General features: G+C 69.7%; 24 protein-coding genes. 7 read left to right on the top strand and 17 right to left on the bottom strand.

Going from position 1 to position 22,465, the window contains the following annotated elements; all coding sequences use genetic code 11:
- Positions 1 to 14: 14 nt before the first annotated feature.
- Complete coding sequence (locus AB0K28_RS13230) at positions 15 to 920, top strand: ABC transporter ATP-binding protein (protein ID WP_364368794.1); 906 nt, start codon at positions 15 to 17, stop codon at positions 918 to 920.
- Positions 917 to 1,645 (top strand): ABC transporter permease, encoded by a 729-nt coding sequence (locus tag AB0K28_RS13225; protein WP_364368792.1) that lies wholly within the window; start codon positions 917 to 919, stop codon positions 1,643 to 1,645. The genes AB0K28_RS13230 and AB0K28_RS13225 overlap by 4 nt, the downstream gene beginning before the upstream one ends.
- A gap of 38 nt (positions 1,646 to 1,683) precedes the next feature.
- On the opposite strand, the gene AB0K28_RS13220 is transcribed toward AB0K28_RS13225, so the two are convergent.
- Positions 1,684 to 2,601 carry an SMP-30/gluconolactonase/LRE family protein gene (locus AB0K28_RS13220; RefSeq protein WP_364368789.1) on the bottom strand — a complete coding sequence of 306 codons (918 nt, stop codon included), beginning with the start codon at positions 2,599 to 2,601 and terminating at the stop codon, positions 1,684 to 1,686.
- Positions 2,602 to 2,637: 36 nt separating this feature from the next.
- Between AB0K28_RS13220 and soxR the strand changes: the two genes are divergently transcribed.
- Positions 2,638 to 3,123 carry a redox-sensitive transcriptional activator SoxR gene (soxR, locus tag AB0K28_RS13215; protein WP_364368786.1) on the top strand — a complete coding sequence of 162 codons (486 nt, stop codon included), beginning with the start codon at positions 2,638 to 2,640 and terminating at the stop codon, positions 3,121 to 3,123.
- A 3-nt stretch (positions 3,124 to 3,126) separates the two neighbouring features.
- On the opposite strand, the gene AB0K28_RS13210 is transcribed toward soxR, so the two are convergent.
- From AB0K28_RS13210 to dnaB, 4 genes are all read right to left on the bottom strand, one after another.
- Entirely contained in the window at positions 3,127 to 3,576 is a 450-nt protein-coding gene (locus AB0K28_RS13210; RefSeq protein ID WP_364368783.1) for a universal stress protein, read from the bottom strand.
- A gap of 73 nt (positions 3,577 to 3,649) precedes the next feature.
- Positions 3,650 to 4,831, bottom strand: a complete 1,182-nt coding sequence (locus AB0K28_RS13205; protein ID WP_364368780.1) for an FAD-dependent monooxygenase — start codon at positions 4,829 to 4,831, stop codon at positions 3,650 to 3,652.
- Between the two features lie 347 nt (positions 4,832 to 5,178).
- Positions 5,179 to 5,532, bottom strand: coding sequence for a VOC family protein (locus AB0K28_RS13200; RefSeq protein WP_345393065.1), 354 nt, complete (start codon positions 5,530 to 5,532; stop codon positions 5,179 to 5,181).
- Positions 5,533 to 5,648: 116 nt separating this feature from the next.
- Positions 5,649 to 7,763, bottom strand: a complete 2,115-nt coding sequence (gene dnaB / locus AB0K28_RS13195; protein WP_364368777.1) for a replicative DNA helicase — start codon at positions 7,761 to 7,763, stop codon at positions 5,649 to 5,651.
- Between the two features lie 283 nt (positions 7,764 to 8,046).
- Here dnaB and AB0K28_RS13190 point away from each other — a divergent pair, with 283 nt between their 5' ends.
- A complete protein-coding gene (locus AB0K28_RS13190; protein ID WP_364368774.1) occupies positions 8,047 to 9,348 on the top strand; it encodes an MATE family efflux transporter in 1,302 nt (433 codons plus the stop codon).
- Positions 9,349 to 9,415: 67 nt separating this feature from the next.
- Entirely contained in the window at positions 9,416 to 10,894 is a 1,479-nt protein-coding gene (locus AB0K28_RS13185; RefSeq protein ID WP_364368771.1) for an amino acid permease, read from the top strand.
- On the opposite strand, the gene AB0K28_RS13180 is transcribed toward AB0K28_RS13185, so the two are convergent.
- From AB0K28_RS13180 to rpsF, 7 genes are all read right to left on the bottom strand, one after another.
- Positions 10,891 to 11,634 (bottom strand): amino acid ABC transporter ATP-binding protein, encoded by a 744-nt coding sequence (locus tag AB0K28_RS13180; RefSeq protein ID WP_364368768.1) that lies wholly within the window; start codon positions 11,632 to 11,634, stop codon positions 10,891 to 10,893. The two genes, AB0K28_RS13185 and AB0K28_RS13180, sit on opposite strands and share 4 nt — an antisense overlap.
- Entirely contained in the window at positions 11,631 to 12,470 is an 840-nt protein-coding gene (locus AB0K28_RS13175) for an amino acid ABC transporter permease (protein ID WP_345393077.1), read from the bottom strand. The genes AB0K28_RS13180 and AB0K28_RS13175 overlap by 4 nt, the downstream gene beginning before the upstream one ends.
- The gene (locus AB0K28_RS13170) at positions 12,467 to 13,330 is read right to left on the bottom strand and encodes an ABC transporter substrate-binding protein (protein ID WP_364368764.1); all 864 of its coding nucleotides are present in this window, start codon (positions 13,328 to 13,330) and stop codon (positions 12,467 to 12,469) included. The genes AB0K28_RS13175 and AB0K28_RS13170 overlap by 4 nt, the downstream gene beginning before the upstream one ends.
- 134 nt (positions 13,331 to 13,464) lie before the next feature.
- Positions 13,465 to 13,911 (bottom strand): 50S ribosomal protein L9, encoded by a 447-nt coding sequence (rplI, locus tag AB0K28_RS13165; protein WP_345393083.1) that lies wholly within the window; start codon positions 13,909 to 13,911, stop codon positions 13,465 to 13,467.
- Between the two features lie 15 nt (positions 13,912 to 13,926).
- Positions 13,927 to 14,163 carry a 30S ribosomal protein S18 gene (rpsR, locus tag AB0K28_RS13160; RefSeq protein ID WP_020543048.1) on the bottom strand — a complete coding sequence of 79 codons (237 nt, stop codon included), beginning with the start codon at positions 14,161 to 14,163 and terminating at the stop codon, positions 13,927 to 13,929.
- Positions 14,164 to 14,226: 63 nt separating this feature from the next.
- Positions 14,227 to 14,793 carry a single-stranded DNA-binding protein gene (locus AB0K28_RS13155; RefSeq protein ID WP_364368761.1) on the bottom strand — a complete coding sequence of 189 codons (567 nt, stop codon included), beginning with the start codon at positions 14,791 to 14,793 and terminating at the stop codon, positions 14,227 to 14,229.
- A 78-nt stretch (positions 14,794 to 14,871) separates the two neighbouring features.
- Positions 14,872 to 15,162, bottom strand: coding sequence for a 30S ribosomal protein S6 (gene rpsF, locus AB0K28_RS13150; RefSeq protein WP_026214314.1), 291 nt, complete (start codon positions 15,160 to 15,162; stop codon positions 14,872 to 14,874).
- Positions 15,163 to 15,354: 192 nt separating this feature from the next.
- On the opposite strand from rpsF, the gene AB0K28_RS13145 reads away from it, so the two are divergent.
- Positions 15,355 to 15,672, top strand: coding sequence for a hypothetical protein (locus AB0K28_RS13145; protein ID WP_364368758.1), 318 nt, complete (start codon positions 15,355 to 15,357; stop codon positions 15,670 to 15,672).
- A gap of 58 nt (positions 15,673 to 15,730) precedes the next feature.
- Here the strand turns inward: AB0K28_RS13145 and AB0K28_RS13140 are convergent, their stop codons facing one another.
- Positions 15,731 to 15,907 (bottom strand): hypothetical protein, encoded by a 177-nt coding sequence (locus AB0K28_RS13140; protein ID WP_345393090.1) that lies wholly within the window; start codon positions 15,905 to 15,907, stop codon positions 15,731 to 15,733.
- 99 nt (positions 15,908 to 16,006) lie between these two features.
- On the opposite strand from AB0K28_RS13140, the gene AB0K28_RS13135 reads away from it, so the two are divergent.
- The gene (locus AB0K28_RS13135; protein ID WP_364368755.1) at positions 16,007 to 16,750 is read left to right on the top strand and encodes a deoxyribonuclease IV; all 744 of its coding nucleotides are present in this window, start codon (positions 16,007 to 16,009) and stop codon (positions 16,748 to 16,750) included.
- 63 nt (positions 16,751 to 16,813) lie between these two features.
- Here the strand turns inward: AB0K28_RS13135 and AB0K28_RS13130 are convergent, their stop codons facing one another.
- The 4 genes from AB0K28_RS13130 to AB0K28_RS13115 form a co-directional block, all read right to left on the bottom strand.
- On the bottom strand, positions 16,814 to 17,878 hold the full coding sequence (locus AB0K28_RS13130; protein ID WP_364368752.1) for a mannosyltransferase family protein: 1,065 nt from the start codon (positions 17,876 to 17,878) through the stop codon (positions 16,814 to 16,816).
- Entirely contained in the window at positions 17,875 to 19,209 is a 1,335-nt protein-coding gene (locus AB0K28_RS13125; protein ID WP_364368749.1) for a glycosyltransferase 87 family protein, read from the bottom strand. Before AB0K28_RS13125 ends, AB0K28_RS13130 begins: the two co-directional genes overlap by 4 nt.
- Complete coding sequence (locus AB0K28_RS13120; RefSeq protein ID WP_364368746.1) at positions 19,206 to 21,737, bottom strand: transglycosylase domain-containing protein; 2,532 nt, start codon at positions 21,735 to 21,737, stop codon at positions 19,206 to 19,208. The genes AB0K28_RS13125 and AB0K28_RS13120 overlap by 4 nt, the downstream gene beginning before the upstream one ends.
- 232 nt (positions 21,738 to 21,969) lie before the next feature.
- Positions 21,970 to 22,356, bottom strand: a complete 387-nt coding sequence (locus AB0K28_RS13115) for a DUF5318 family protein (protein WP_345393108.1) — start codon at positions 22,354 to 22,356, stop codon at positions 21,970 to 21,972.
- Between the last annotated feature and the right edge of the window lie 109 nt (positions 22,357 to 22,465).

The following is a 22,465-nucleotide window of genomic DNA, read 5'->3' as shown; positions in this document are numbered from 1 at the left end:
CTAGCGTCAATGGCATGAAAATCATCGAGGTCAGGAACCTGCGCAAGCAGTACCCCGATCACCTCGCGGTGGACGACGTGTCGTTCGAGGTGGCGGAGGGCGAGATCTTCGGCATCCTCGGGCCCAACGGGGCCGGCAAGACGACGACCGTCGAGTGCGTCGCCGGTCTGCGGCAGCGCGACGGCGGTACCGTACGCGTGGCCGGCCTCGACCCGGCGACCGACCGCGACGAGCTGCGCCGCGTGATCGGCATGCAGCTCCAGAGCGCCGCGCTGCCGGAGAAGATCAAAGTACGCGAGGCGCTCGACCTGTACGCCTCCTTCTACCCCGACCCCGCCGACTGGCACGAGCTGATCGACCGGGTGGGGCTCGGCGGCAAGCGCGATACCACGTTCAGGAACCTGTCGGGCGGGCAGCGGCAGCGGCTCTCCGTGGCGCTGGCCCTGGTGGGCAGGCCGCGCGTGGCCGTGCTCGACGAGCTGACCACCGGGCTCGACCCGCAGGCCCGCAGGGACACCTGGGAGCTGATCGAGCAGGTACGCGCATCCGGCGTGACCATCGTGCTGGTCACCCACTTCATGGAGGAGGCCGAGCGGCTCTGCGACCGTCTCGCCCTCATCGACGCCGGCCGCGTCGTCGCCACCGACACCCCCGAGGGGCTCATCGCCCAGGTGGGCGGCGACCAGCGGCTGCGCTTCCGCCCGTCCGCGCCGGTGGACGACGCCGTCCTGCTGGCGCTGCCCGAGGTGCGCGAGGTCACGCGGAGCGGCGAACAGGTCATCGTCAGCGGCTCGGGCAACCTCGCGCCCGCCGTCACCCTCGCCCTGGCCCACCACCAGATCGTCCCGGGAGACCTGCGCATCGAGCAGGCCACGCTGGACGACGCGTTCCTCGCGCTGACCGGAAGGAAGCTGTCATGAAGCTGCTCGTCACGGAGACCAGGCTGCACCTGAGGGAGTGGCCGCTGCTGTTCTTCACCATCGGGCTGCCGCTCGGGCTGCTGGTCGTGCTGGGGCTCAGCATCCCGTTCTTCACCGAGGCGGGCGCGGGCGGTGAGCGGTACGTGGACGCGCAGTGGCCCAGCATGATGGTGCTGCTCGCGCTGCTGACGCTGGCGTGCAGCGTGCTGCCCGCGACGCTGTCCACGTACCGGGAGCAGGGGGTGCTCAGGCGGATGTCCACCACCCCGGTCGGTCCCGCGCGGATGCTGGGGGTGCAGCTGCTGATCAACCTGGGCATCGGCGTGGTCACCACGGCGCTGCTGGTCGTCGCGGGGGCGGCGGTGTTCGGCTCGGCGCCGCCGCGGCAGCTCGCCTGGTTCGTGCTGGTGTTCCTGCTCGGCACCGCGGCGCTGCTCGCCATGGGGCTGGTCATCGCCTCCCTGGCGCCCAACGCCAAGGTCGCGCCCGGCATCGGGTCCGCGGTGATGTTCCCGCTGATGTTCCTCGCCGGGATGTGGGTGCCGCGCGACGTCATGCCGGACGTGCTGCGCACGATCAGCGACTACTCGGTGGCCGGGCCGTTCGCCGCGGCGCTCAGGGACACCTGGGCCGGGCACCCACCGCAGGTCCTCCACCTGGTGGTGGTGACGGCAGGGCTGGTCGTCTTCGGCGGTCTCGCCGTACGGCTCTTCCGATGGGAGTGAGCCGCGCACCCGCCGTCGCGGGGGCGCGGCGGGAGGAGTCAGCGCCCGGTGGCCCACACCGGGCGCGCTCCTGTGACGTTGGTCAGCAGGGAGTACAGCGAGGTCGCGGACGCGATGAACAGCCGGTTGCGCTTGGGGCCGCCGAACACCAGGTTCGCGGTCGGCTCGGGCAGGCGCAGGCGGCCGAGCAGCGTGCCGTCGGGGTCGTAGCAGAGCAGGGCCTTGCCGGCCGCGGCCCACACCCGGCCCTTGTCGTCGAGGCGCAGGCCGTCGTACGCGTCCGGCTCGCCGCCCGTCGCGAACACCTTGCCGCCGGCGAGGCTGCCGTCGTCCTGGACCTCGAACACGCGGATGTGCCTGGCCCGCGTGTCGGCCACGTAGAGGTGCCGCTCGTCCAGCGAGAACGCCAGGCCGTTGGGGCGGTCGAAGTCGTCGGCCACCCGCCGCACCTCGCCCGTCACCGGGTCGGCACGGTAGACGTGGCAGCCGCCGATCTCCTGCTCGGCGGCCACGCCCTCGTAGTCGCTGAGGATCCCGTACGGGGGGTCGGTGAACCAGATGGAGCCGTCGGAGCGTACGACGACGTCGTTGGGGCTGTTGAAGCGCTTCCCCTGCCAGCGGTCGGCGATCACGGTGATGGAGCCGTCGTGCTCGGTGCGGGTGACCCGGCGCGGGCCCTGCTCGCAGGAGATCAGCCGGCCTTCGCGGTCGAGGGTGTTGCCGTTGACGTAGCCGGACGGCAGGCGGAACGGGCCCACCGCGCCGGTCATCTCGTCCCAGCGGAGCATGCGCTCGTTCGGGATGTCGCTCCAGACCAGGAACCGGCCGGCCGGGAAGTAGACCGGCCCCTCGCCCCAGCGGGTGCCGGTGTACAGGATCTCGATTCTCGTGTCGCCGCCGATCGCGGCCATGCGCTCGTCGAGGACCTCGAACTCAGTGGGGAGCGTGTCCGTCATGGCGACCACCCTACGATCCTGAAGTAATGTCGAGGTATGACGAAGGTCGCCTGGAACACCAAGGAGCTCACCGTCGGGCAGCTCGCCGAGCGCAGCGGCGTCGCCGTCTCCGCCCTGCACTTCTACGAGGCCAAGGGCCTGCTCACCAGCCGGCGTACGGCGGGCAACCAGCGCCGCTACCCCCGCGACAGCCTGCGCAGGGTCGCCTTCATCAGACTGGCCCAGCGCATCGGCATCCCCCTCAAGGTCATCAAGGACGCCCTCAGCGAACTCCCCGACGAGCGCACCCCCACCCGCGAGGACTGGGCCCGGCTGTCGGCGGCCTGGCGCGGCGAGCTGGACGACCGGATCGAGCAGTTGCAGCGCCTGCGTGACGACCTCACCGACTGCATCGGGTGCGGCTGCCTGTCGCTCGACCGGTGCCCTGTCGCGAACCCGTACGACCGGCTGGGTGAAGAAGGGCCCGGCGCGCGCCGCATCGACACCCGCCTGTGCCCGCCCCAGCAGTGCTGCGCCTCCTGACCCTCAGTTCTTGGGGGCGGGCGGGACGATGAGGGTCGGGCGGTGGGCGTGGTGCAGCACGTGGTTGGAGACGCTGCCGAGCAGCACCGACCGTACGCCGGCCAGCCCCCGCGAGCCGGTCACGATCAGCGAGGCGTCGATCTCGTCGGCCACGTCCACGATCGTCTTCCAGATCGACTCGTTGTCGGCCACCGCCCGGTAGGTCACCTCGGAGAGCCCCGACGCGACGGCCAGCTCAGCGCCCTCCTTGGCGTGCTGCTCCGCCTGGGCGTGCGCCTCGTCCTCGGTGCCGGGGTCGATGGCCCCCGCGGCCAGCGGATACTTCTTGAGCTGGACGAGCAGCGGCTCCCAGACCGTGACGATGACCGCGGGCTCGGCCGTGAGGTGCTTGGCGGCGAACTCGATCGCGGCGCGCGCGTCGGCCGAGCCGTCGTAGGCGACGAGGATGGTCATGGTGTTTCCCTTCGCTTCAGTCCTCTCGTAGAGCACTGAGGCGATCAACCGCCATTCCGTGGCGACTTGTCTGTTAGGTCACAGCCTCGTAGTCGGGAAGGTCGACGCCGTTGATCGCGCGCTCGATCAGGTCGGCGAACCAGGCGCCGGAGAAATCGGGGCCCGGCTCGGCGTCCCCGAGGCTGTGGACGTGCAGCCGGCCCATCTCCTGGTTCGCCTCCACGTACGGGCGCATCCTCGCCTCATACCCGGCGAACCCGGCCTTCGGGTCCCACCCGGCGGCGGCCAGCTCTCCGGCCAACAGGTAGGCGCCCACCAGGGCCAGCCCGGTGCCCGCCCCCGACATCGGCGACGCGCAGAACGCCGCGTCGCCGAGCAGCCCCACCCGACCGCTCGACCAGCGGTCCATCACCACCTGAGCGACCTGGTCCAGATAGAAGTCAGGGGCGTCGTCCACGTGCGCCAGCATGCGCTGGGTCAGCCAGCCGAAACCGTCCATCCGCTCGCGCAGCAGGCGCTTCTGCGCCGCGACGTCGCGGTGATCGACGTCGAAGTCGGCCGCGGGGAAGGAGAACATGGCCATCGCCCGGGTCGCGTCAGGGACGGGCCGCAGACCGGCGGACCGTCCGCCCTCCTGGTGGTCGATCATCCAGCGGTCCACGCCGAACTCGTTGGGCACGCTGTAGAAGGCCAGCACGAGCCCGAGGTGGCGGACGAACTGCTCGCGCGGCCCGAACACCATCCCGCGCAACTGCGAGTGCAGCCCGTCGGCCCCGATCACCAGGTCGAAACGCCGCCGGTCACCGCCCTCGAAGACCACGTCGACCCCGTCCGCGTCCTGGCCGAGCTCGGCGATCCGGTCGCCGAAGACGTACTCGACGCCGTCCCTGGTGTCGTCGTAGAGCACGCGGGACAGGTCCCCGCGCAGGATCTCGATGTCCGCGATGAACCCGTCGCCGCCGTGGTCGTCCGCGCGGTGGGTCTCCAGCACGTTCCCGTCCGCGTCCACGATGTACGCGCCCGCGGTGTCGGTACGGGCCGCGCGCACCGCCGCGTCCAGCCCCATGCGCCCGATGACGTCCTTGGCGACCCCGCGCGCGTCCACCGCCTGCCCGCCGGGACGCAGCTCAGGAGCCCGCTCCACCACGGTCACCTCGGCTCCCCGCCGGCGCAGCCAGTGGGCCAGCGCCGGCCCCGCGACACTCGCCCCCGCCACCAGCACCCTGGGACCCTGCTCGGAGCCGCCAACGCTCATCACTGCCTCCATGCGCTTCCCGCCCCTGTCGATTCACCCGTATCGACCACGGACGCGCACAGAACTCATCGGTGGGAGGCGTCCCCGCGTCCGAGCGGACTGTAGGGTCTCAGTCTCTGTGTCACCCGCCGAGCGTCTGACCTGCGGAGCATGGTGGTGTCTCAGGGGCTTGGCACGGTTGTTCGTCTCACGGTGATGTCACTCTCCTCAGGTGTGAGCTCCTCTGGGGTGTGACCCAGATAGGCTCCGAACCCGCCACGAGATGATCTTGGGCCAGGCCGTCGCGACGTCGTGCCGCCCCGGACCATTGCCCGGCCTCCGCTCAGCGCTTCCGCCAGTGCCTCCGCTCAGCTCTTCCGCTCGCTCAGGACGCAGAACTCGTTGCCCTCCGGGTCGAGGAGGGTCACCCAGTGCTGCTCGTCCTGCACGGTGTCGGCGCGCCGGGCACCGAGGGAGAGCAGCCGGGCGACCTCGGCCTCCTGGTCGTCGGGGCGGAAGTCGGGGTGGAGCCGGTTCTTCGACGTCTTGCCCTCGGGAACAGGCACGAAGAGCAGCCCCGGCATCTGGTCCGGCTCAGGCCGGATCTCGATGATCTCCTCGGTTTCGTCGACCACTACCCAGCCGAGAGCCTCGGCCCACCAGCGCCCGAGAGCGACGGGGTCGGCGGAGTCGACGATGATCTGTTCCCATTCCAGTGCCATGGGCCTGAGCATAGACCGCACCGGCGGCCCACCCGTCTCTCCGTCGAGGGGGGCCGCCCGGCGGTCCTGGCTCATCATCTCTCGGCGGTGACAGGAGAGCGGTACGGTCGGACGGCTCAGTGCTGGGCCATGTCCACGAACCGGCTGTAGTGACCCTGGAAGGCGACCGTCACCGTGGCCGTGGGGCCGTTACGGTGCTTGGCCACGATCAGGTCGGCCTCACCGGCCCGCGGGGACTCCGGCTCGTACGCGTCCTCCCGGTGCAAAAGGATGACCATGTCGGCATCTTGCTCGATGCTGCCCGATTCACGTAGATCGCTCACCTGTGGGCGCTTGTCGGTGCGTTGTTCCGGGCCTCGGTTGAGCTGGGAGATCGCGATGACCGGGACCTCCAGCTCCTTCGCCAGGAGCTTGATGGCTCGGGAGATCTCCGAGACCTCGTTCTGGCGGCTTTCGACCTTCTTCGGGGAGCTCATCAGCTGGAGGTAGTCGATGACCACGAAGCGCAGGTCGTTGCGTTGCTTGAGACGGCGGCACTTGGCGCGGATCTCCATCATCGACATGTTGGGCGAGTCGTCGATGAACAGCGGGGCCTCGGCCACCTCGCTCATGCGGCGGGCCAGGCGGGTCCAGTCGTCGTCGCCCATCATGCCGGAGCGCATGTGGTGGAGGGCGACGCGGGCCTCGGCGGACAGCAGGCGCATGGTGATCTCGTTGCGGGACATCTCCAGGGAGAAGATGACCGTGGTCATGCCGTGCTTGATCGCCGCGGACCTGGCGAAGTCGAGGCCGAGCGTGGAGTTGTGGGTGGGGATCAGGGTGCGGCCGGCGAGGTAGAGGTGGTCGGCGTTGTCCACCTCCACGCAGCGCACCGGCACCGAGGGCACCGGGCGGACCTCCGTGATCGTGCGGTGGAGGGGGGCGGCGGCGGTGTCGATGCGGACGTTGGCGTCGGTGCGGCGCTGGAAGACCTTGTCGGGCGGGGTGAACGTGACCGCCGTCTCCGCGATGGCCGCCGTGTGGCCGAGGCTGTGGATCAGCTCGCGGACCTCCTCGGCCAGGCCGGGGTCCGTGAGGTCGAGGTGCACCGTTCCTGCGGCGTCGATGGTGGCCGCCGTGTCGAGCAGGCCCGCCAGGAGGTCTCTGCGCTGGTCTTCGGACGCGCGCAGGTAGGCCGTGGGGATGCGCAGCGAGCCGCCGTCCGTGCCCGCGGTGACCAGGCGGGTGCCCAGGGTGTAGGGGGGCTCAGGGAGGTCGCGCTCGGGGAGGGCCAGGGGGCTCGTGTTGGTGATCGTGTGGCCTCGGGCGAGCTCTTCCGTCGTACGGATCCGCGCCTCTCCCCCGTCGTGCCTGGTGAGCCACTGGTGATGGGCGTCGGCCACGATCACCGTGCCGTCGGCGAACTCCACCTCGTAGCAGGGCCGCCCCCGCAGCACCCCGGTGGCCGCGACCACGCGGGTGGGCCGGCCGTCGGCGCCGATGAGCAGGTCGCCCACCTGGACCTCGCCCATCGTCGTCCAGCCCGAGGGCGTGGGCAGCGGGGTGTCGAGCGCGAGGGCCTTGCCGATGGCGGGACGCGCGGCCACGACGATCATCTGGCCGGGGTGCAGGCCGTTGGTGAGCTGGTCGAGGTCGGCGAAGCCGGTGGGGACGCCGACCATCTGGCCGCCGCGGCTGCCGATGGCCTCGAGCTCGTCGAGCGCGCCGGGCATGATGTCGGCGAGCGGCGCGTAGTCTTCGGACGTGCGGCGCTCGGTGACCTGGTAGATCTCCGCCTGGGCGCGGTCGACCAGCTCGTCGACCTCTTCGTTCTGGCCGCCGTAGCCGAAGGAGACGATGCGGGTGCCGGCCTCGATGAGGCGGCGCAGGATGGCCTGCTCGCGGACGATCTTGGCGTAGTAGCCGGCGTTGGCGGCGGTGGGGACGACGGCGGTCAGCGTGTGGAGGTAGGCGGCGCCGCCCACGCGGGCCATCTCGCCGCGCTTTTGCAGCTCGTCGAAGACGGTGACGGCGTCGGCCGGCTCGCCCCTGCCGTAGAGGTCGGTGATGACGTCGTAGACCATCTGGTGGGCGGGGCGGTAGAAGTCGTCGGAGCGCAGGATCTCGACGACGTCGGCGATGGCGTCCTTCGACAGCAGCATGCCGCCGAGGACCGACTGCTCCGCCTCGATGTTGTGCGGAGGGGTGCGCTCGAACCCCGGACTGCCGACGGCCTCTTGGTCAATGCTCACCGCGCCCCCTCGTGCACCTCGCAGATGGTCGCACCACCCCCACTTGTAGTCGACCGGTGTGACAGTTTCGCGGAGTCCTGGCCACTCGGCAACGTGGCCTGTGGACAACCCTGTGGTCAACCTGTGCACGAGTGCCCCGAGGGTGTGAACGGCCTGTGGACGGGGCTGGGGATAACTCTTTCTGATATCCCCCGAAGCTCGGCTGAGCAGGGCGAACGGTATCCACCGGCTGTGGAGGAAAGAAAGTTGGCGTGACACGCCGTGTAATGTCCATAATGGACAAATGCCCATTACATCCAGAGACCGGGAGATTCTGCGGCTTGCCGTGCCCGCGTTCGGGGCGCTCGTGGCCGAGCCGCTGTTCCTGCTCGCCGACTACGCCATCGTCGGGCACGGGCTCGGCACCACGGCGGTCGGCGCTCTGGGCGTGGCGGGCACGGTCCTGACGGCACTGGTGAACCTGTGCGTCTTCCTCGCGTACGGCACCACCGCCCAGGTCGCGCGGCAGACCGGCGCAGGCGAGCACGGCCGGGCCATGCGCAGCGGCGTGGACGGCATCTGGCTGGCCATCTGCCTCGGCGTGGCGCTGATCGCGGTGATCTGGCCGCTGGCCCCGGAGATCGTGAGCTGGCTGGGCGCGAGCGGCACGCAGGCCGGGCAGGCGGTGACGTACCTGCGGATCAGTCTGCTCGGCACGCCCGGGATGCTGGTCGTGCTGGCCGGCACCGGCGTGCTGCGCGGGCTGCAGGACACGGTGACCCCGCTGGCGGTGGCCGTCGGGTCGTTCGCCGCGAACGCCGCGCTGAACGCCTGGTTCGTGCTGGGGCTGGGCTGGGGCATCGCGGGGTCGGCGTGGGGCACGGTGATCGCGCAGACCCTGGGCGCGGCCGTCTACCTGGTCGTCGTCGCGCGCGGCGCGCGCCGGCACGGCACCCCGCTCACCCCCTCCCTGTACGGCGTCAGGCAGGCCGGTACGGCGGGCATCGCCCTGTTCGTCCGCACCCTGTGCCTTCGCATCGTGCTGCTGGCCGCCACCGCGATCGCCACCAGGATGGGCGAGGCGGAGCTGGCCGCCTACGCGCTGGCCACGCAGGTCTGGACGCTGCTCGCCTTCGCGCTCGACGCCATCGCGATCGCCGGCCAGGCCATCACAGGACGCTCGCTCGGCGCCGGCGACGTGCCCGCCACCAGGGACGCCACCCGCCGCATGGTCACGTGGGGCCTGTGGTCGGGCGCGCTGCTCGGCCTGCTGGTGCTGGCGGCCAGGCCGCTGGTGCCCGGCCTGTTCGACGCCGAGCCCGCGGTGGCCGGGATGCTGCTCGACCTGCTGTGGCCGGTGGCGCTCTTCCAGCCGATCTGCGGGATCGTGTTCGTGCTCGACGGGGTGCTCATCGGCGCCGGCGACCAGCGCTACCTGGCGTGGGCCGGGGTGTGGACGACGCTCGCGTACCTGCCGGCCGCGCTGCTCGCGTCGGGGCTCGGCGTGGTCGCCCTGTGGTGTGCGCTCGGCGTGTGGATGGTGGCGCGCCTGGTCACCCTCGTACGCCGCGCCGCCGGCACCGCTTGGCTGGTGACCGGCGCGTAACCGTATTGTGCTTGCCGTTGTCCAAGAGGTGGGACAGAGTGGGCGCGTTCCCTGAGCGGGGTGTGCTTTGTCCACGATTCTGCGAAGACTGCCGCCTTCGGAGGCCACCGGGCTGCGTACGGGCGCCCGGCACAGTCTGGCCGAGGTCTACCGGCCGGCCGATCTGGTGGTGCTCGGTCTCGGCGCGATGATCGGCGCCGGCATCTTCAGCATCGCCGGCGAGCAGGCCGCCACCACGGCGGGCCCCGGTGTGATCCTGTCCTTCATGATCGCCGGCATCGCGTGCCTGCTGGCCTGCCTGTGCTACGCGGAGCTGGCGTCCACGATGCCGACCTCGGGCAGCGCCTACACCTTCACGTACGTCATCTTCGGCGAGGTCTGGGCGTGGATCATCGGCTGGGCGCTGATCCTCGAGCTGCAGTTCGCCGCCGCGCTGGTGGCCAGGGCGTGGGGCGCGATCACGGTCGGCGCGCTCGCCAACTTCGGGGTACGCGTCCCGGACGAGCGGCCGGCCCAGGACTTCCTCGTGCTCGTCATCCTCGTGCTGCTCACCGGCGTCGTCTCGCTCGGCGCCAGGGTCGGGCTGCGCGCCCTGTGGATCATGGTGTCGGCCAAGCTGCTGGCCGTCGGCGCGGTCATCGTCGTCGGCCTGCCGCACATCGACGCGGCCAACTTCGGCGACTTCTTCGTCCCGCCGCAGACGCTCGACACCCCGCCCGCGACCGTGCTGGAGACGCTCATCGGGGAGGGGCAGGCGTTCGGCTGGTTCGGCATCTTCGCGGCGGCCTCGGCGATCGCGTTCGCGTACATCGGGTTCGACATCGTCGCGACCTCGGCCGAGGAGACCGTGAACGCCCGCAGGGCCATCCCCCAGGGCATGATCCGCAGCCTGGTGATCGCCACCGTCATCTACATCGCGGTGGGCCTGGTCATGGTCGGCATGGTCCCCTACACGCGGATCTCCGAGCAGGCGCCGCTGGCCAGCGCTTTCCAGGCCGCCGACCTCGGGTGGATGGCGCACGTCATCGACGTCGGCGCGGTGCTCGGGCTCACCACCGTGATCCTGGTGCTGATCGTGGGGCAGACGCGGGTGCTGTTCTCGATGGCGCGCGACGGGCTGATCCCGCGCGGGCTGGCCACGGTCAGCCGGCGCTACCACACGCCGACGCGGGTGACGCTGGTGATCGGGGCCGTGGCGATCGTGCTGGCGGAGTTCGTCCCTGTGGTGCCGCTGCGGGAGCTGGTGGTGATCGGGACGTTGTTCGCCTTCGCGTTCGTGGCGGCCGGGGTGATCGTGATGCGGCGCCGCATGCCCGATCTGGAGCGGGGGTTCCGGGTGCCGCTCTCGCCGCTGCTGCCCGCGCTTTCGCTGGTCGCCACGTTCTGGCTGATGATCAACCTGCGGGTGCTCACCTGGGCGTGGTTCGTCCTGTGGATGGCCTTCGGCCTGCTCGTCTACCTCGTGTACGGCCGCCGCCACAGCCTCCTCGCCCGCCCGCGTACCGAACCGGCGCGGCCCGCCCAGGGCGGCCGGCACCGCCGCTAGAGCCGGCCCGAGTCCAGCACGCTGCGCAGGAACTCGCGCGTGCGGGGATGCTCGGGCTCGCTGAAGATCTTCTCCGGCGGCCCCTTCTCGACGAGCACGCCGCCGTCCAGGAAGCACACGGTGTCGGAGATGTCCCGGCAGAAGCTCATCTCGTGCGTGGTCAGGATCATCGTCATGCCCGACTCCTTGAGCTCCCTGATGATCCCCAGCACCTCCACCACGAGCTGCGGGTCGAGCGCCGAGGTCACCTCGTCGAGCAGCATCAGCCTGGGCTGCGTGGCCAGTGCCCTGATGATGGCCACGCGCTGCTGCTGGCCGCCGGAGAGCTGGTCGGGGTAGGCCCGCACCTTGTCGGCCAGCCCGAACGTGGTGAGCAGCTCGTGCGCCTGCTCCTCCGCCTGCGCCCTGGCCACGCCGTGCACCCGCCGGGGCGCGAGCGTGATGTTGTCCAGCACGGTCATGTGCGGGAACAGGTTGAACGCCTGGAAGACGATGCCGAGCCGCTTGCGCACCTGGTCGACGTTCACCCCGGGGTCGGTGATCTCGTCGCCGTCGAGGTAGATGGCGCCGTCGTCCACCGTCTCCAGCAGGTTGACGCAGCGCAGCAGCGTGGACTTGCCGGAACCGGAAGCGCCGATGAGGCTCACCACCTCGTGCGGGGCCACGTCCAGGTCGATGCCGCGTAGCACGCTGTGGCCGTGGAAGTTCTTCCACACGCCCTCGATGGTCAGGACGCTCATGCGCCGCGCCTCCTGCGGGTGCGTGCGGCCAGGTGGTCGGTGAGCCTGGCCATCGGGATGGTGAGCAGGATGAACAGCAGCGCCGCCGCCAGGTAGGGGGTGTAGTTGAAGGTGTCGGCGGTGTGAATGTACGCCTGCCTGAGCGCCTCGAGCGGCCCGATCGTGGCCACCAGCGCCGTGTCCTTCTGCAGCGAGGCGAAGTCGTTCAGCAGCGGCGGTACGACCCGGCGCACGGCCTGCGGCACGACCACGTGCCTCATGGTCTTGACGTGGCTGAGGCCCAGCGACCGCGCCGCCGCGATCTGGCTGGGGTGCACGGACTCGATGCCCGCCCTGAACACCTCGGCGACGTACGCGCCGTACGAGAGCGTCAGCGCGATGATGCCCAGCGTCGCGAGATCGGACGGGATGCCCTGCAGCCGCAGCGCGGGCAGCCCGAAACCGACCAGGTAGATGACCAGGATCGTCGGCACGCCTCTGAACAGGTCGGTGTAGAGCGTCGCGAGCGCCCTGATCGGGAAGAACGCCGGCGCGGTGATGCCCCTGGCCAGCGCCACCAGCAGCCCGATCACCAGGACCAGCACCTCGGCGATCAGGAAGATCTTGACGTTGAGCAGGAACCCGCTCAGCACGTCGGGCAGCGCGGCGACGAACTGCTCACCGTCGAAGAACGTCGCGCGCACCGCCGGCCAGCCCGGGGAGCTGGTGACTCCCCAGACGACGAGGACGAGGAAGACGACCGTCGAGGCCGTCGCGATCGAGGCCGAGCGGCGGCCACGCGACCTGCGGACGCGCTCCCGCTCGATCTGCCGCTCTGACTTGACCCACTCGCTCATTTCAGCTCGGGCGCGCCCGCCGCCGATCCCAGCCACTGCTCCTCGATCTTGGCCAGCTCGCCCTTGGACTTGAGCGCGTCGACGGCCTTGTCCACGCACGGCTTGATCGGGCTGCCCTTGCCCATGACCAGCCCGAACTCCTCAGGGGTGCCGCCGGTCGAGCTGAACTGGCCGACGATCGTGGAGTTCTCGACCTGCGCGGCCGTGACGTAGAACGCCGTCGGCAGGTCCACCACCGCCGCGTCGATCTGCTTGTTCTTCAGCGCGTTCACGACGTCGATCTGGTCGTTGTAGACGTTGGGGTCGGACGACGGCTTGATGACGTCCCTGACCGCGTTGAACGAGGTCGTCCCGGCCTGTACGCCGATCTTCGCATCCTTCAGCTCGGCCAGGCTCTTCGCGTCCGCGACCTTGCCGCCCTCGGCCGCCACCACGGCCTGCTTGACCGTGTAGTAGCCGTTGCTGAAGTCGACCGCCTTGGCCCGCGCCGGGGTGATCGAAATCTGGTTGATGTCGAAGTCGAACTTCTTGTCACCCGGCGCGAAGGCGACGTCGAACTTGACCGTCGTCCACTGCACCTCGCTGCGGTCGAAGCCCAGCTCCCCCGCCACCGCGAACGCGACCGCGCTCTCGAAGCCCTGCCCGTTGCTCGGGTCGTCGTCCTTGAACCACGGCTCGTAGGCGGGCTTGTCGGTGCCGATGGTGAGCTTGCCCGGCGTGATCAGCTTGAGCTGGTCTTTCGTGCACGCGGTGGAGGTGGTGGGAGCGGCCGCGATGCTCGCCGGGTCGTCGACCGGTGCGCAGGCGACGCTCGCCACCGCCAGGGCTCCGATGGCGAGCAGCATCGAGGGACGGGCCATGGCCTCTGCCTCCAGGGGGACGTGCGAAAGAACGAGGCGATTCTACGCGGTTGATGTCGGAAATATGCCGCCAGGGTGCCCTGGCCTGGACATACAGAAGGCCCCCTCGAAGAGGGGGCCCGCTGCTGCTGAGGTCAGCCTGCGACGACCTCGACGTCGACCGAGGCGGAGACCTCCGGGTGGAGCTTGACGGTCACCCGGTGGGAGCCGACGCTCTTGATCGGGTTGACGATCTCGATGCGCCGCCGGTCGAGGAGCGGCCCGCCGGCGGCCTTGACGGCCTCGGCGATGTCGCCCGTGGTGATCGAGCCGAACAGCCGGCCCGACTCGCCCGCGCGGGTGGACAGCCGCACGCGCAGGGCGCCCAGCTGGCCCGCGACCTCCTTGGCGGTGCCGAGGTCACGGATCTCGCGGGCGTCGCGCGCCTTGCGGATGGTCTCGATCTGCTTCTCGGCGCCGCGCGTCCAGCGCATGGCGTAGCCGCGCGGGATGAGGTAGTTACGGCCGTAGCCGTCCTTGACCTCGACGACGTCGCCGGGGGTGCCGAGGCCGGAGACCTCGTTGGTGAGGATGAGCTTCATGTCGACGAACCTCCCTTAGCGCGCCGTGCTCGTGTAAGGCAGCAGAGCCACCTCACGGGCATTCTTGATCGCCGTCGCCACGTCGCGCTGGTGCTGGGTGCAGTTGCCCGTCACCCGGCGCGCACGGATCTTGCCGCGGTCGGAGATGAACTTCCGCAGCAGCGCCGTGTCCTTGTAGTCGACGTAGGAGATCTTGTCGTGGCAGAACAGGCAAACCTTCTTCTTCGGCTTGCGCAGTGCCGGCTTTGCCATCGTGGTGCTCCTTTCAGAGCCCCGCCGTCAGAGCGGGAATGGACTCGGGCTTGTGGACAGGATTTAGAAAGGCGGTTCGTCGCTGAAGTCGTTGCCGCCGCCGCCGCCGAAGCCGCCGCCGCCGCCCTGCTGGCCACCGCCACCGAAGCCGCCGCCACCGCCGCCGCCGCCCTGGAAGCCGCCGCCCTGAGGCGGGGCGGGCGTCGCGGAGGCCCACGGGTCGTCGGCGGGACCGCCGCCGAAGCCGCCGCCGCCACCCTGACGGGAGGTGCGGTTGACCTTGGCGGTCGCGTTACGCAGGGACGGGCCGACCTCGTCGACCTCGACCTCGTAGACCGTGCGCTTCTCGCCTTCCTTGGTCTCGTAAGACCGTTGCTTGAGCCGCCCCTGCACGATGACCCGCATGCCGCGCTGGAGGCTCTCGGCGGCGTTCTCCGCCGCCTGCCGCCAGACGTTGCAGGTCAGGAAGAGGCTTTCGCCGTCTTTCCACTCGTTGGTCTGTCGATCCATGTACCGCGGAGTGGACGCGATGCGGAATCGAGCCACCGCTTGCCCCGTCGGGGTGAAGCGCAGCTCCGGGTCGTCGACCAGGTTGCCGACGATGGTGATTACGGTGTCGCCTGCTGCCATGGCTAGCGCTCGCCTTCCTGCACGCCTTCGCTTGGGTTACGGCTCAGAGTACGGGGCTTCCCCGACAAAAGCCGGAGGTTAGTGCACGTCCGGACGCAGGACCTTGGTGCGCAGAATGCCCTCGTTGAGGTTCATCTGGCGGTCGAGCTCCTTGACCGTCGCGGGCTCCGCGGACAGGTCGATGACGGCGTAGATGCCCTCGGACTTCTTGTCGATGTCGTAGGCGAGCCGGCGACGGCCCCAGACGTCGACCTTCTCGACCGTGCCGCCGTCGTTGCGGACGACGGTGAGGAACTGGTCGAGGGACGGAGCGACGGTGCGCTCATCGAGCGAAGGGTCCAGGATGACCATTACTTCGTAACGACGCATGCGGACTCCAACCTCCTCTGGACTCTTGCGGTCACGACACTCTGCCGTGACAGGAGGACGCTGACGCTTGAACCCGGGCGGGCCCCTTTCGGCACCCCGGGGCGATGGATCACCCATCACAACGCAGCGTGCCCCAGGTTACCAGCCACAGGTAGGTGGGAAGGCCCTTAGGAAACCAAGGGGGTGGTGGCTGTGCCACATGTGCTTCAGCCCTCCGAGAGGGAGCGGTTCAGGTTCACGCTCAACACTGACGGACGCCCGCACCGGGCCGAGAACGCCCTGGCCGTCATCACGCTCGTGTGCGGGGTGGTCGCGTTCGTCGCGACCTTCTGGACCTCGGCGCACATGATCGCGTCGTGGGCCGGCACGCTCGGCTTCGGCGTGGGTCTCTATTCGCAGTACATCTCGGCGACCACGCCGCAGCGCTCGCTCAACGTGGTGGGCCTGGTCGGGTCGTTCGTGGGGGCCGCGCTCGGCATCGCGCACGGCGGTTTCCTCCCGCACCCGTGATCCCCCCGTGCATGAGCGACGGCCCCGGCGCATGGTCCGGGGCCGTTGTATATGTGGATCACCCGATGTGCAGGTCGATGCCGAGCAGGACCAGGAACCACAGGAACACCGCGAGCAGCGCCTCCGCGAGATCCCTGAGCAGTCCCGGCGTGATGTAGTCGTAGACCCAGGCGACGTAGATGCCGACGACGACGTAGACAAGAACGATCAGCGCCCGTAAGCGCCAGCGGCTCATGGCGGTTTCTCCTCGGGTAGGGGGTGCCTCCCGACTGCCCTGGAGCCCGCCGGGCAAACCCGGCCGTACCCTGCTCGGGCGGCGGATAGCCTTACCTGCATGGTGCGAATCGGAGCTCATGTCGACCAGGACGACCCCGCCGCCAGGGGCGCCGAGGTGGGGGCCGAGGTGGTGCAGTTCTTCCTCGGAGATCCGCAGGGCTACGCCAAGCCGGTGCTGCCGGACAAGCCGGTCGAGGGCGTCGACGTCTACATCCACGCCCCCTATCTGATCAACGTGGCGACCACCAACAACCGCATCAGGATCCCCAGCCGCAAGCTGCTGGAGCAGCACCTCAAGGCGGCGGCGGGGCTCGGCGCCAAGGGCCTGGTCGTGCACGGCGGCCACGTCAACAAGAGCGACGACCCGCAGGCCGGCTTCGACAACTGGCGCAAGGTGTTCGAGCGCATGGAGTGCCCGATCCCCGTGCTGATCGAGAACACCGCGGGCGGCGGCAACGCGATGGCGCGCAAGCTCGACCGCATCGCGCGGCTGTGGGACGCGCTCGACGGGTTCGACGTGGGCTTCTGCCTCGACACCTGCCACGCCCACGCGGGCGGGGAAGAGCTGATCGACCTGGTCGAGCGGGTCAAGGCCATCACCGGCCGGATCGACCTCGTCCACTGCAACGACTCGCGCGACGAGTTCGACTCGGGCGCCGACCGGCACGCGAACCTCGGTCAGGGGAAGATCGACCCCGAGCTGATCCTCGCGGTGTGCCGGGCGGCGGGCGCGCCGATCGTGGTGGAGACGCCGGGCGCGGGCCAGGCGGACGACATCGCGTTCCTGAGGAAGAACCTCTAGCGTTTACACACAGCCTGTGGATAACTTCCCTGGATTACCAGGAGAAGAAAGCGGGTAGAAAGATCAGCCCGCCCAGGCGCCGCTGAGGAACCGGGCCGTGTTGACCAGCATCAACGGGCCCGAGATCAGCAGATAGAGCACGAAAAGCCACGGCCGCCTGGTCGCCACCCGAGCCACCAGCACCCACAGCGGAAACCACAGCAGCAGCGAGCGCGGGATCGACAGGTAATAGGCCGACGTCATCAGCGCCGCCGCCTGCAGGCCCGTGTAGACGGCCTCGCTCCACCGCCGCAGCACCAGCAGCCAGACGAGCGCGGCCACGACCACCACGGCGCCGGCGATCTCCATCCTGAACGCCACCGCGAAGTCGTCGGAGCCCATCGCCGAGCGCCAGGTCGTCCGCCACGCCTCCCACGGCCAGGCGAAGTCGCGCCCCCACCCGGCCTCCTGCGCGTGCTTCCACGCCAGCCAGTCGCCGGTCCTGCGGAAGTGGTAGAACGCGTACGCCACCAGCGGCACGAACGGCACCACCAGCCACCCGGCCCGCCGCACCGGCTCCCCGCGCATGACGAACTCCACGAGCAGCGCGGCGGCCAGGAACAACCCGGTGATCCGCACGCACGACGCCCCCGCGGCCAGCACCACCGCGAGCGGCCAGCGTCCCTGCCTGGCGGCCAGCCACGCGGGGATCGCGAAGGCCAGGAAGAGCGACTCGCTGTAGCCCGCGGCCAGGAACACCGCCATGGGGAAGGCCAGCAGCCCCAGCACCGCCGCCCACCCGTGGGCGCCCTCGGTCTCGGCCAGCCGGGCCAGCGCCACCATGGCGACCGCGCCGGAGACCAGCGAGACCACCAGCCCGGCCGCCGCCCAGTCGGGGACGACCAGGTGCACCAGGCGCAGCGCGAGAGGCAGCCCGGGGAAGAACGCCGGCAGGCCGTCGTCGGCAGGCTGTCCCGGCTCGCCGTCGTAGCCGTACTCGGCGATCGTGACGAACAGCGTGGTGTCCCACTTGCTCCACCGGTGCGGGTAGCCGGCCAGCGTCGCGCCGAGCAGGGTGGCGACCAGCAACCCGGCACGCGAGCCGAACCAGAGCAGCAGCGCGTCCCGGGTGGCCGAGCGGGTGATCATCTGTTCAGTGACGCCAGCGTGAACCGGTCAGGGGCGCCGTCGAACACGCCGCCCGTCTGGTCGTCGACGCCGGTCGCGCGGACGACGTCCTTCTCGGGTCGCAGGATGTCGCGCACCACGAACGCCATCATGATGCCGATCGTGATGATCCGTCCCCAGACGGCGGTGAAGTAGGTGTCGTCGCCGATGCCCAGGTCGTCGCGCTCCAGCGGCGGCTGCGAGAGCAGGTAGAGCCAGATCGCGACGAAGTACCACACCTCGGCGAGCTGCCACAGCGCGAGCGGCCTCCAGTTGGGCCTGGCCAGCACCGCGAACGGCACCAGCCACAGCACGAACTGCGGCGACCACACCTTGTTCGTCATCATGAACGCGGCCAGCGCGAGGAAGCAGATCTGCGCCAGCCGGGGCCGCTGCGGCGCGCCCAGCGTCAGCACCGCGATGCCGAGGCACATGAGGGCCAGCGACACCATGCCGAGCGTGCTCACGTCGGTCTCGCCGAGTATCGGCCAGCCCTTGTTCTGGAAGAACAGCCACGGCGAGCCCCAGTCGACGCCGCGCTCCTGGGAGAAGACGTAGAAGCGGCGCCAGCCGTCCCACGCGAAGACCATGAACGGCACGTTGACGAGGATCCACGCCGCCACCGCGGCGCCCATCGTCTCCAGGAACGGCCGCCACCGCCCGGTGCGCCAGGTCAGCAGGAACAGCGCGCCGACGAACATCAGCGGATAGAACTTGGTCGCGATCGCGAGGCCGAGCAGCACGCCCGCGGCCACCTGCCGCTCGCGCTTCCAGGCCAGCAGCATGCCCATGGACAGCGCGCCGGCGACGAGGTCCCAGTTGATGTACGCGGCCAGCACGACGGCCGGCGAGATCGCGTACCAGAGGGGGTCCCAGCGCCTGGCGGGGCCGGCCACCGCGGCCATCAGCAGCACCCCGGCCACCAGGCACAGGCCGAGCAGGATCACCGTCAGGTCGTAGAAGCGCACCGCCTGCACGACCTTGTCGGGGCTGAGCGCGCGGGCGATCCAGGCGAACACCTGCATGACCTCGCCCAGCACCACCGGGTACTCGACCTGCTTGTCGAACGGCACCGCCGCGAAGTAGGGGTTCTGGGTGTCGAGGGCGCGGTCGAAGTAGAGGGGGTAGATGTCGGTGTAGCAGAAGTTGGTGTACGTGGTGACCTGGTCGTTCCACCCGCCGGTACGGCACGGCAGCCGCACCACGTACGCGAGGCTCGCCCCCAGGGCCGCGATGAGCCCCAGGGGCAGATACGGCACGGCACGCGCCACCCAGGGGGCGCGTGCCTCGGTGCTCGTCACTGGTTCCGTCACTGATCCTCGGGCCTGCCTGGCATCGGCCGGCTGCCGCTGGGTCTGGCGTTGGGCGCCGATCCGCCTCCCGCGACGTCCACATCGCTGTCCGGCAGGCCGAGCTGGTCGGTCTCGGTGCCGGCGTCGTCGTTCACGTCACCCTCGGGGATGCCGGGGTCGTCGTTGTCGCAGTTGATGAAGCAGTCGTCACCCTGGTCGAACGGGTCGCCGGTGCCGAGCGGGTTGTCGTCGGCTTCGGGCGTCGGGGTCGGCGTGGGCGTCGGGCTCGGCACGATGTTCTCCGGCGTGCCGACCTCGGCCCGGTCGGGGAACTGCTCGACCGGCATGCCCTCGTGGGCGAGCTGCATGAACTTCTGCCAGACGATCGTGGGCGGGCCCGCGCCCTCGAAGCCCAGGGAGACCTCCTTGACCCTGGTGTAGGGGTTGTTCGGGCCGTACTTCTTGCTGGTGCCACGGGTGATCGGGCAGTTGGAGTGCTGGGGCGGGACGACCTTGCCGGTCTTCGTCACGCACTGCTCGCGGTAGAAGCCGACCGCCGTGGAGATCTGCGGCGTGTAGCCGACGAACCAGGCTTCCTTCTCGTCGTTGTTGGTGCCGGTCTTGCCGGCCGCCGGACGGGAGCCGAGGCCCTTGCCCGCCGCGGTGCCCGACTTGAGCACCTCCTGCATGGCGATCGTCGAGTCCGCGGCGACCCCCTCGTCGATGACCCGCTTGGCGGCCGCCATCTCGGGGTAGACCACCCGGCCGTCACGCGCCTTGACCTGGCGTACGACGTGGTAGCGGGTGTACTTGCCGCCGTTGGCGAAGATCGCGTAGCCGGCCGCCTGCTCCACCGGCGTCACCAGGGCGCTGCCGATGGCGAACTGGTAGTGGTGCTCCTTGACGTCCTCCTCCATGCGCTTCTGGTTGAAGCCGGCCTCCTCGACCAGGTTCTTGACGTCGTCGAGCTGGTTGGGCAGCGCGTAGGCCATCGACACGAACGCGGTGTTCACCGACTGCGCCGTGGCCTTGACCACGTCGACGGCGACGCCCACGTTGTGGCTGTTCCTGATGCCGCCCTCCTGCTGGCCCGGCAGTTCCTTCGGCACGGTCTCGTTGCCCGGCACGTAGCTCTTGAGCGAGTAGCCGGCCTGCAGCCAGGCGGCCAGCACGTACGGCTTGAACGCCGAAGCGGCCTGCTTGGTGGACTGGAAGGGCTCGTTCCACGGGTCGTTGAGGTAGTTGTCGCCGCCGTAGAAGGCGAGCACCCGTCCGTTCCTCGGGTCCACGGCGGCCAGGCCTGCGTGGTACTCCGTGGACATGTTGTAGGCCTTCATCGTCTCCTTGACCGCGGTCTTCGCGTGCTGCATCATCTTGCGGTCGAAGGTGGAGATGATCTTGTAGCCGCCGCTCCTGACCTTGTCGCGGGTCAGCCCGCGGCCCTCGAGCTCCTGCAGCACCTGCTCGACCATGTAGCCCCTGATCCCGCCGAGCTCGTTGTCGGTCGCGCTCTTCTTGGTCTTGGGGAACTTCGCGGTCTTCGGCAGATCGCCGTACTTGTCGGGCCACTGCTTCGACATGTAGTCGACGACGGTCTTCCAGCGCTCCTTCAGCGCGGGCGAGTCGTGGTCCCAGTTGGGCTGCTGGATGCGCGCGGCGAGGTAGGCGCCCTGCGAGGGCGTGAGGTTCTTCGCGTGGACGTTCTTGCCCGGGAAGTACGCCTTCGCCGCGGCCTCGACGCCGTACGCGCGGCCGAAGTTGATGGTGTTGAGGTAGTTCGCGAGGATCTGGTCCTTGGACAGTTCGTCATCGAGCTTGACCGCGACGAAGATCTCCATGACCTTGCGCTTGATCGACACTTCCTGGCTGAGGCCGTCGTAGTAGTTACGGGCCATCTGCTGGGTGATGGTCGAGGCGCCCTGGAGCTGCTGGCCGGTCGCGGTCATCCAGACCGAGCGGGCCATGCCGGAGATGGAGATGCCGGAGTCTTCGTAGAACGTGTCGTTCTCAATCGCGACGGCGGCGTCCTTCACGCTGTCGGCCATCTCGGTGATCGGCACGCTCTCGCGCTTGAAACCGAGCGTGGCGATCGGGGTCTTGCCGTCGCGGTAGTAGATGGTGCTCTGCTCGGCCAGCGCCTCGGCCTGGGCCTCGGTCGGGACGGGCGTGTTGGCGTACGCGACCATGATCATGCCGAACAGGCCGGCCGCGAGCACCACGACGCCGGCCACGACGATCTTCCAGCTAGGTATGAACCTGCGCCAGCCGCCGCGGCCGCCGCCTCGTTGGACCGGCGGCTCCGGAGGTTCTGACGGCGGGCCGGAGCCGCGCCGGCGCGAGCGGCGCGGCGCGTCGCTGACGATCGTCTCCTGGTTGCTCATCGCGCGCGTGTCGGGGCGGGCGTGGGAGCGCGACGGCGGCTGGTCGCCGCGCTCCTGCGGGTATGCGGCGGTGCGCCGCTCGCGCGGCGGGTGGTCGCCGCGCTCCTGCGGATGCTCGGCACGCGCGCGGCGGCGTGGCGGCGGCTCGTCGTACGGCTGCGCCGCCATGGCGCCGGTCTGCTCGTATGCGGCTTCAGGACGACGCGGCGGCTGAGCCGCGCCCCAAGCCGGATCGCCGGTTTGGGGAGGAGAACTCTGGGGCACAGAACGGGATGAGCTGGAGCGACGGCGCCTCCCCGGGCGGGCCGTCCCCTCATTCATGCTGTTACTCACACGTCCTCGCAACGTCGTCGGAACATAAACGGCGGTCGGGCGTGAGGCTGCTCGCCGCCCTCGGTCTTCACGCTTGATCGACGAGGTCAGGCGGTCCGTTCCCGAGGACGTACGAAACCGTCAGGTGATTCCAGGAACAACCTTGGCAGACCTCGACAACGTACACCCGGAACTCATCGTAATCATGAGCCATGGCGACGAGTTCTGATGTGACCTTTGCCTGACCGGCATGCCGCCCGAGGGCGTCGCCGTAGACATAGGTCACGTTGGTGACGTTCTCCTGTTCGCAGACCGGGCAGAGGCGTTCGGTCGGCTCGCCGAAGTGGCGGGCCGCGCGAAGGAGGTAGGGCTGTGCGTCACAGACGTCGCGGCGCGACGATCGCCCCGCCCGCAGGGAGCGGACCACCGCCCTTTTCGCCAGGCCGTAATCCACCACCCTTCTCTGTGACCACATGAGCGCCAGACTACGGCGTTTCGGAGGTTGATCCCAACGACTTGCCGGATTCGCAGATTGCGGCCATATAGCGCCCCGACGTATCCTCAGGATGTATCGGCTCGATACA

Source organism: Nonomuraea sp. NPDC049504 (genome assembly GCF_040676845.1).
In the GTDB taxonomy this organism is placed as follows: Bacteria; Actinomycetota; Actinomycetes; order Streptosporangiales; family Streptosporangiaceae; genus Nonomuraea; species Nonomuraea salmonea.
The sequence above is the reverse complement of the archived record's forward strand: the minus strand, read 5'-3'. Positions and strand labels throughout refer to the sequence as shown.

What these genes read in the sequence shown, in the direction of transcription:
- AB0K28_RS13230 (WP_364368794.1), top strand. Translation starts at nt 15, where the DNA reads ATGAAAATCATCGAGGTCAGGAACCTGCGCAAGCAGTACCCCGATCAC.
- AB0K28_RS13225 (WP_364368792.1), top strand. Translation starts at nt 917, where the DNA reads ATGAAGCTGCTCGTCACGGAGACCAGGCTGCACCTGAGGGAGTGGCCG.
- AB0K28_RS13220 (WP_364368789.1), bottom strand. Translation starts at nt 2,601, where the DNA reads ATGACGGACACGCTCCCCACTGAGTTCGAGGTCCTCGACGAGCGCATG.
- soxR (WP_364368786.1), top strand. Translation starts at nt 2,638, where the DNA reads ATGACGAAGGTCGCCTGGAACACCAAGGAGCTCACCGTCGGGCAGCTC.
- AB0K28_RS13210 (WP_364368783.1), bottom strand. Translation starts at nt 3,576, where the DNA reads ATGACCATCCTCGTCGCCTACGACGGCTCGGCCGACGCGCGCGCCGCG.
- AB0K28_RS13205 (WP_364368780.1), bottom strand. Translation starts at nt 4,831, where the DNA reads ATGAGCGTTGGCGGCTCCGAGCAGGGTCCCAGGGTGCTGGTGGCGGGG.
- AB0K28_RS13200 (WP_345393065.1), bottom strand. Translation starts at nt 5,532, where the DNA reads ATGGCACTGGAATGGGAACAGATCATCGTCGACTCCGCCGACCCCGTC.
- AB0K28_RS13190 (WP_364368774.1), top strand. Translation starts at nt 8,047, where the DNA reads ATGCCCATTACATCCAGAGACCGGGAGATTCTGCGGCTTGCCGTGCCC.
- AB0K28_RS13180 (WP_364368768.1), bottom strand. Translation starts at nt 11,634, where the DNA reads ATGAGCGTCCTGACCATCGAGGGCGTGTGGAAGAACTTCCACGGCCAC.
- AB0K28_RS13175 (WP_345393077.1), bottom strand. Translation starts at nt 12,470, where the DNA reads ATGAGCGAGTGGGTCAAGTCAGAGCGGCAGATCGAGCGGGAGCGCGTC.
- AB0K28_RS13170 (WP_364368764.1), bottom strand. Translation starts at nt 13,330, where the DNA reads ATGGCCCGTCCCTCGATGCTGCTCGCCATCGGAGCCCTGGCGGTGGCG.
- rplI (WP_345393083.1), bottom strand. Translation starts at nt 13,911, where the DNA reads ATGAAGCTCATCCTCACCAACGAGGTCTCCGGCCTCGGCACCCCCGGC.
- rpsR (WP_020543048.1), bottom strand. Translation starts at nt 14,163, where the DNA reads ATGGCAAAGCCGGCACTGCGCAAGCCGAAGAAGAAGGTTTGCCTGTTC.
- AB0K28_RS13155 (WP_364368761.1), bottom strand. Translation starts at nt 14,793, where the DNA reads ATGGCAGCAGGCGACACCGTAATCACCATCGTCGGCAACCTGGTCGAC.
- rpsF (WP_026214314.1), bottom strand. Translation starts at nt 15,162, where the DNA reads ATGCGTCGTTACGAAGTAATGGTCATCCTGGACCCTTCGCTCGATGAG.
- AB0K28_RS13140 (WP_345393090.1), bottom strand. Translation starts at nt 15,907, where the DNA reads ATGAGCCGCTGGCGCTTACGGGCGCTGATCGTTCTTGTCTACGTCGTC.
- AB0K28_RS13135 (WP_364368755.1), top strand. Translation starts at nt 16,007, where the DNA reads ATGGTGCGAATCGGAGCTCATGTCGACCAGGACGACCCCGCCGCCAGG.
- AB0K28_RS13130 (WP_364368752.1), bottom strand. Translation starts at nt 17,878, where the DNA reads ATGATCACCCGCTCGGCCACCCGGGACGCGCTGCTGCTCTGGTTCGGC.
- AB0K28_RS13120 (WP_364368746.1), bottom strand. Translation starts at nt 21,737, where the DNA reads ATGGCGGCGCAGCCGTACGACGAGCCGCCGCCACGCCGCCGCGCGCGT.
- AB0K28_RS13115 (WP_345393108.1), bottom strand. Translation starts at nt 22,356, where the DNA reads ATGTGGTCACAGAGAAGGGTGGTGGATTACGGCCTGGCGAAAAGGGCG.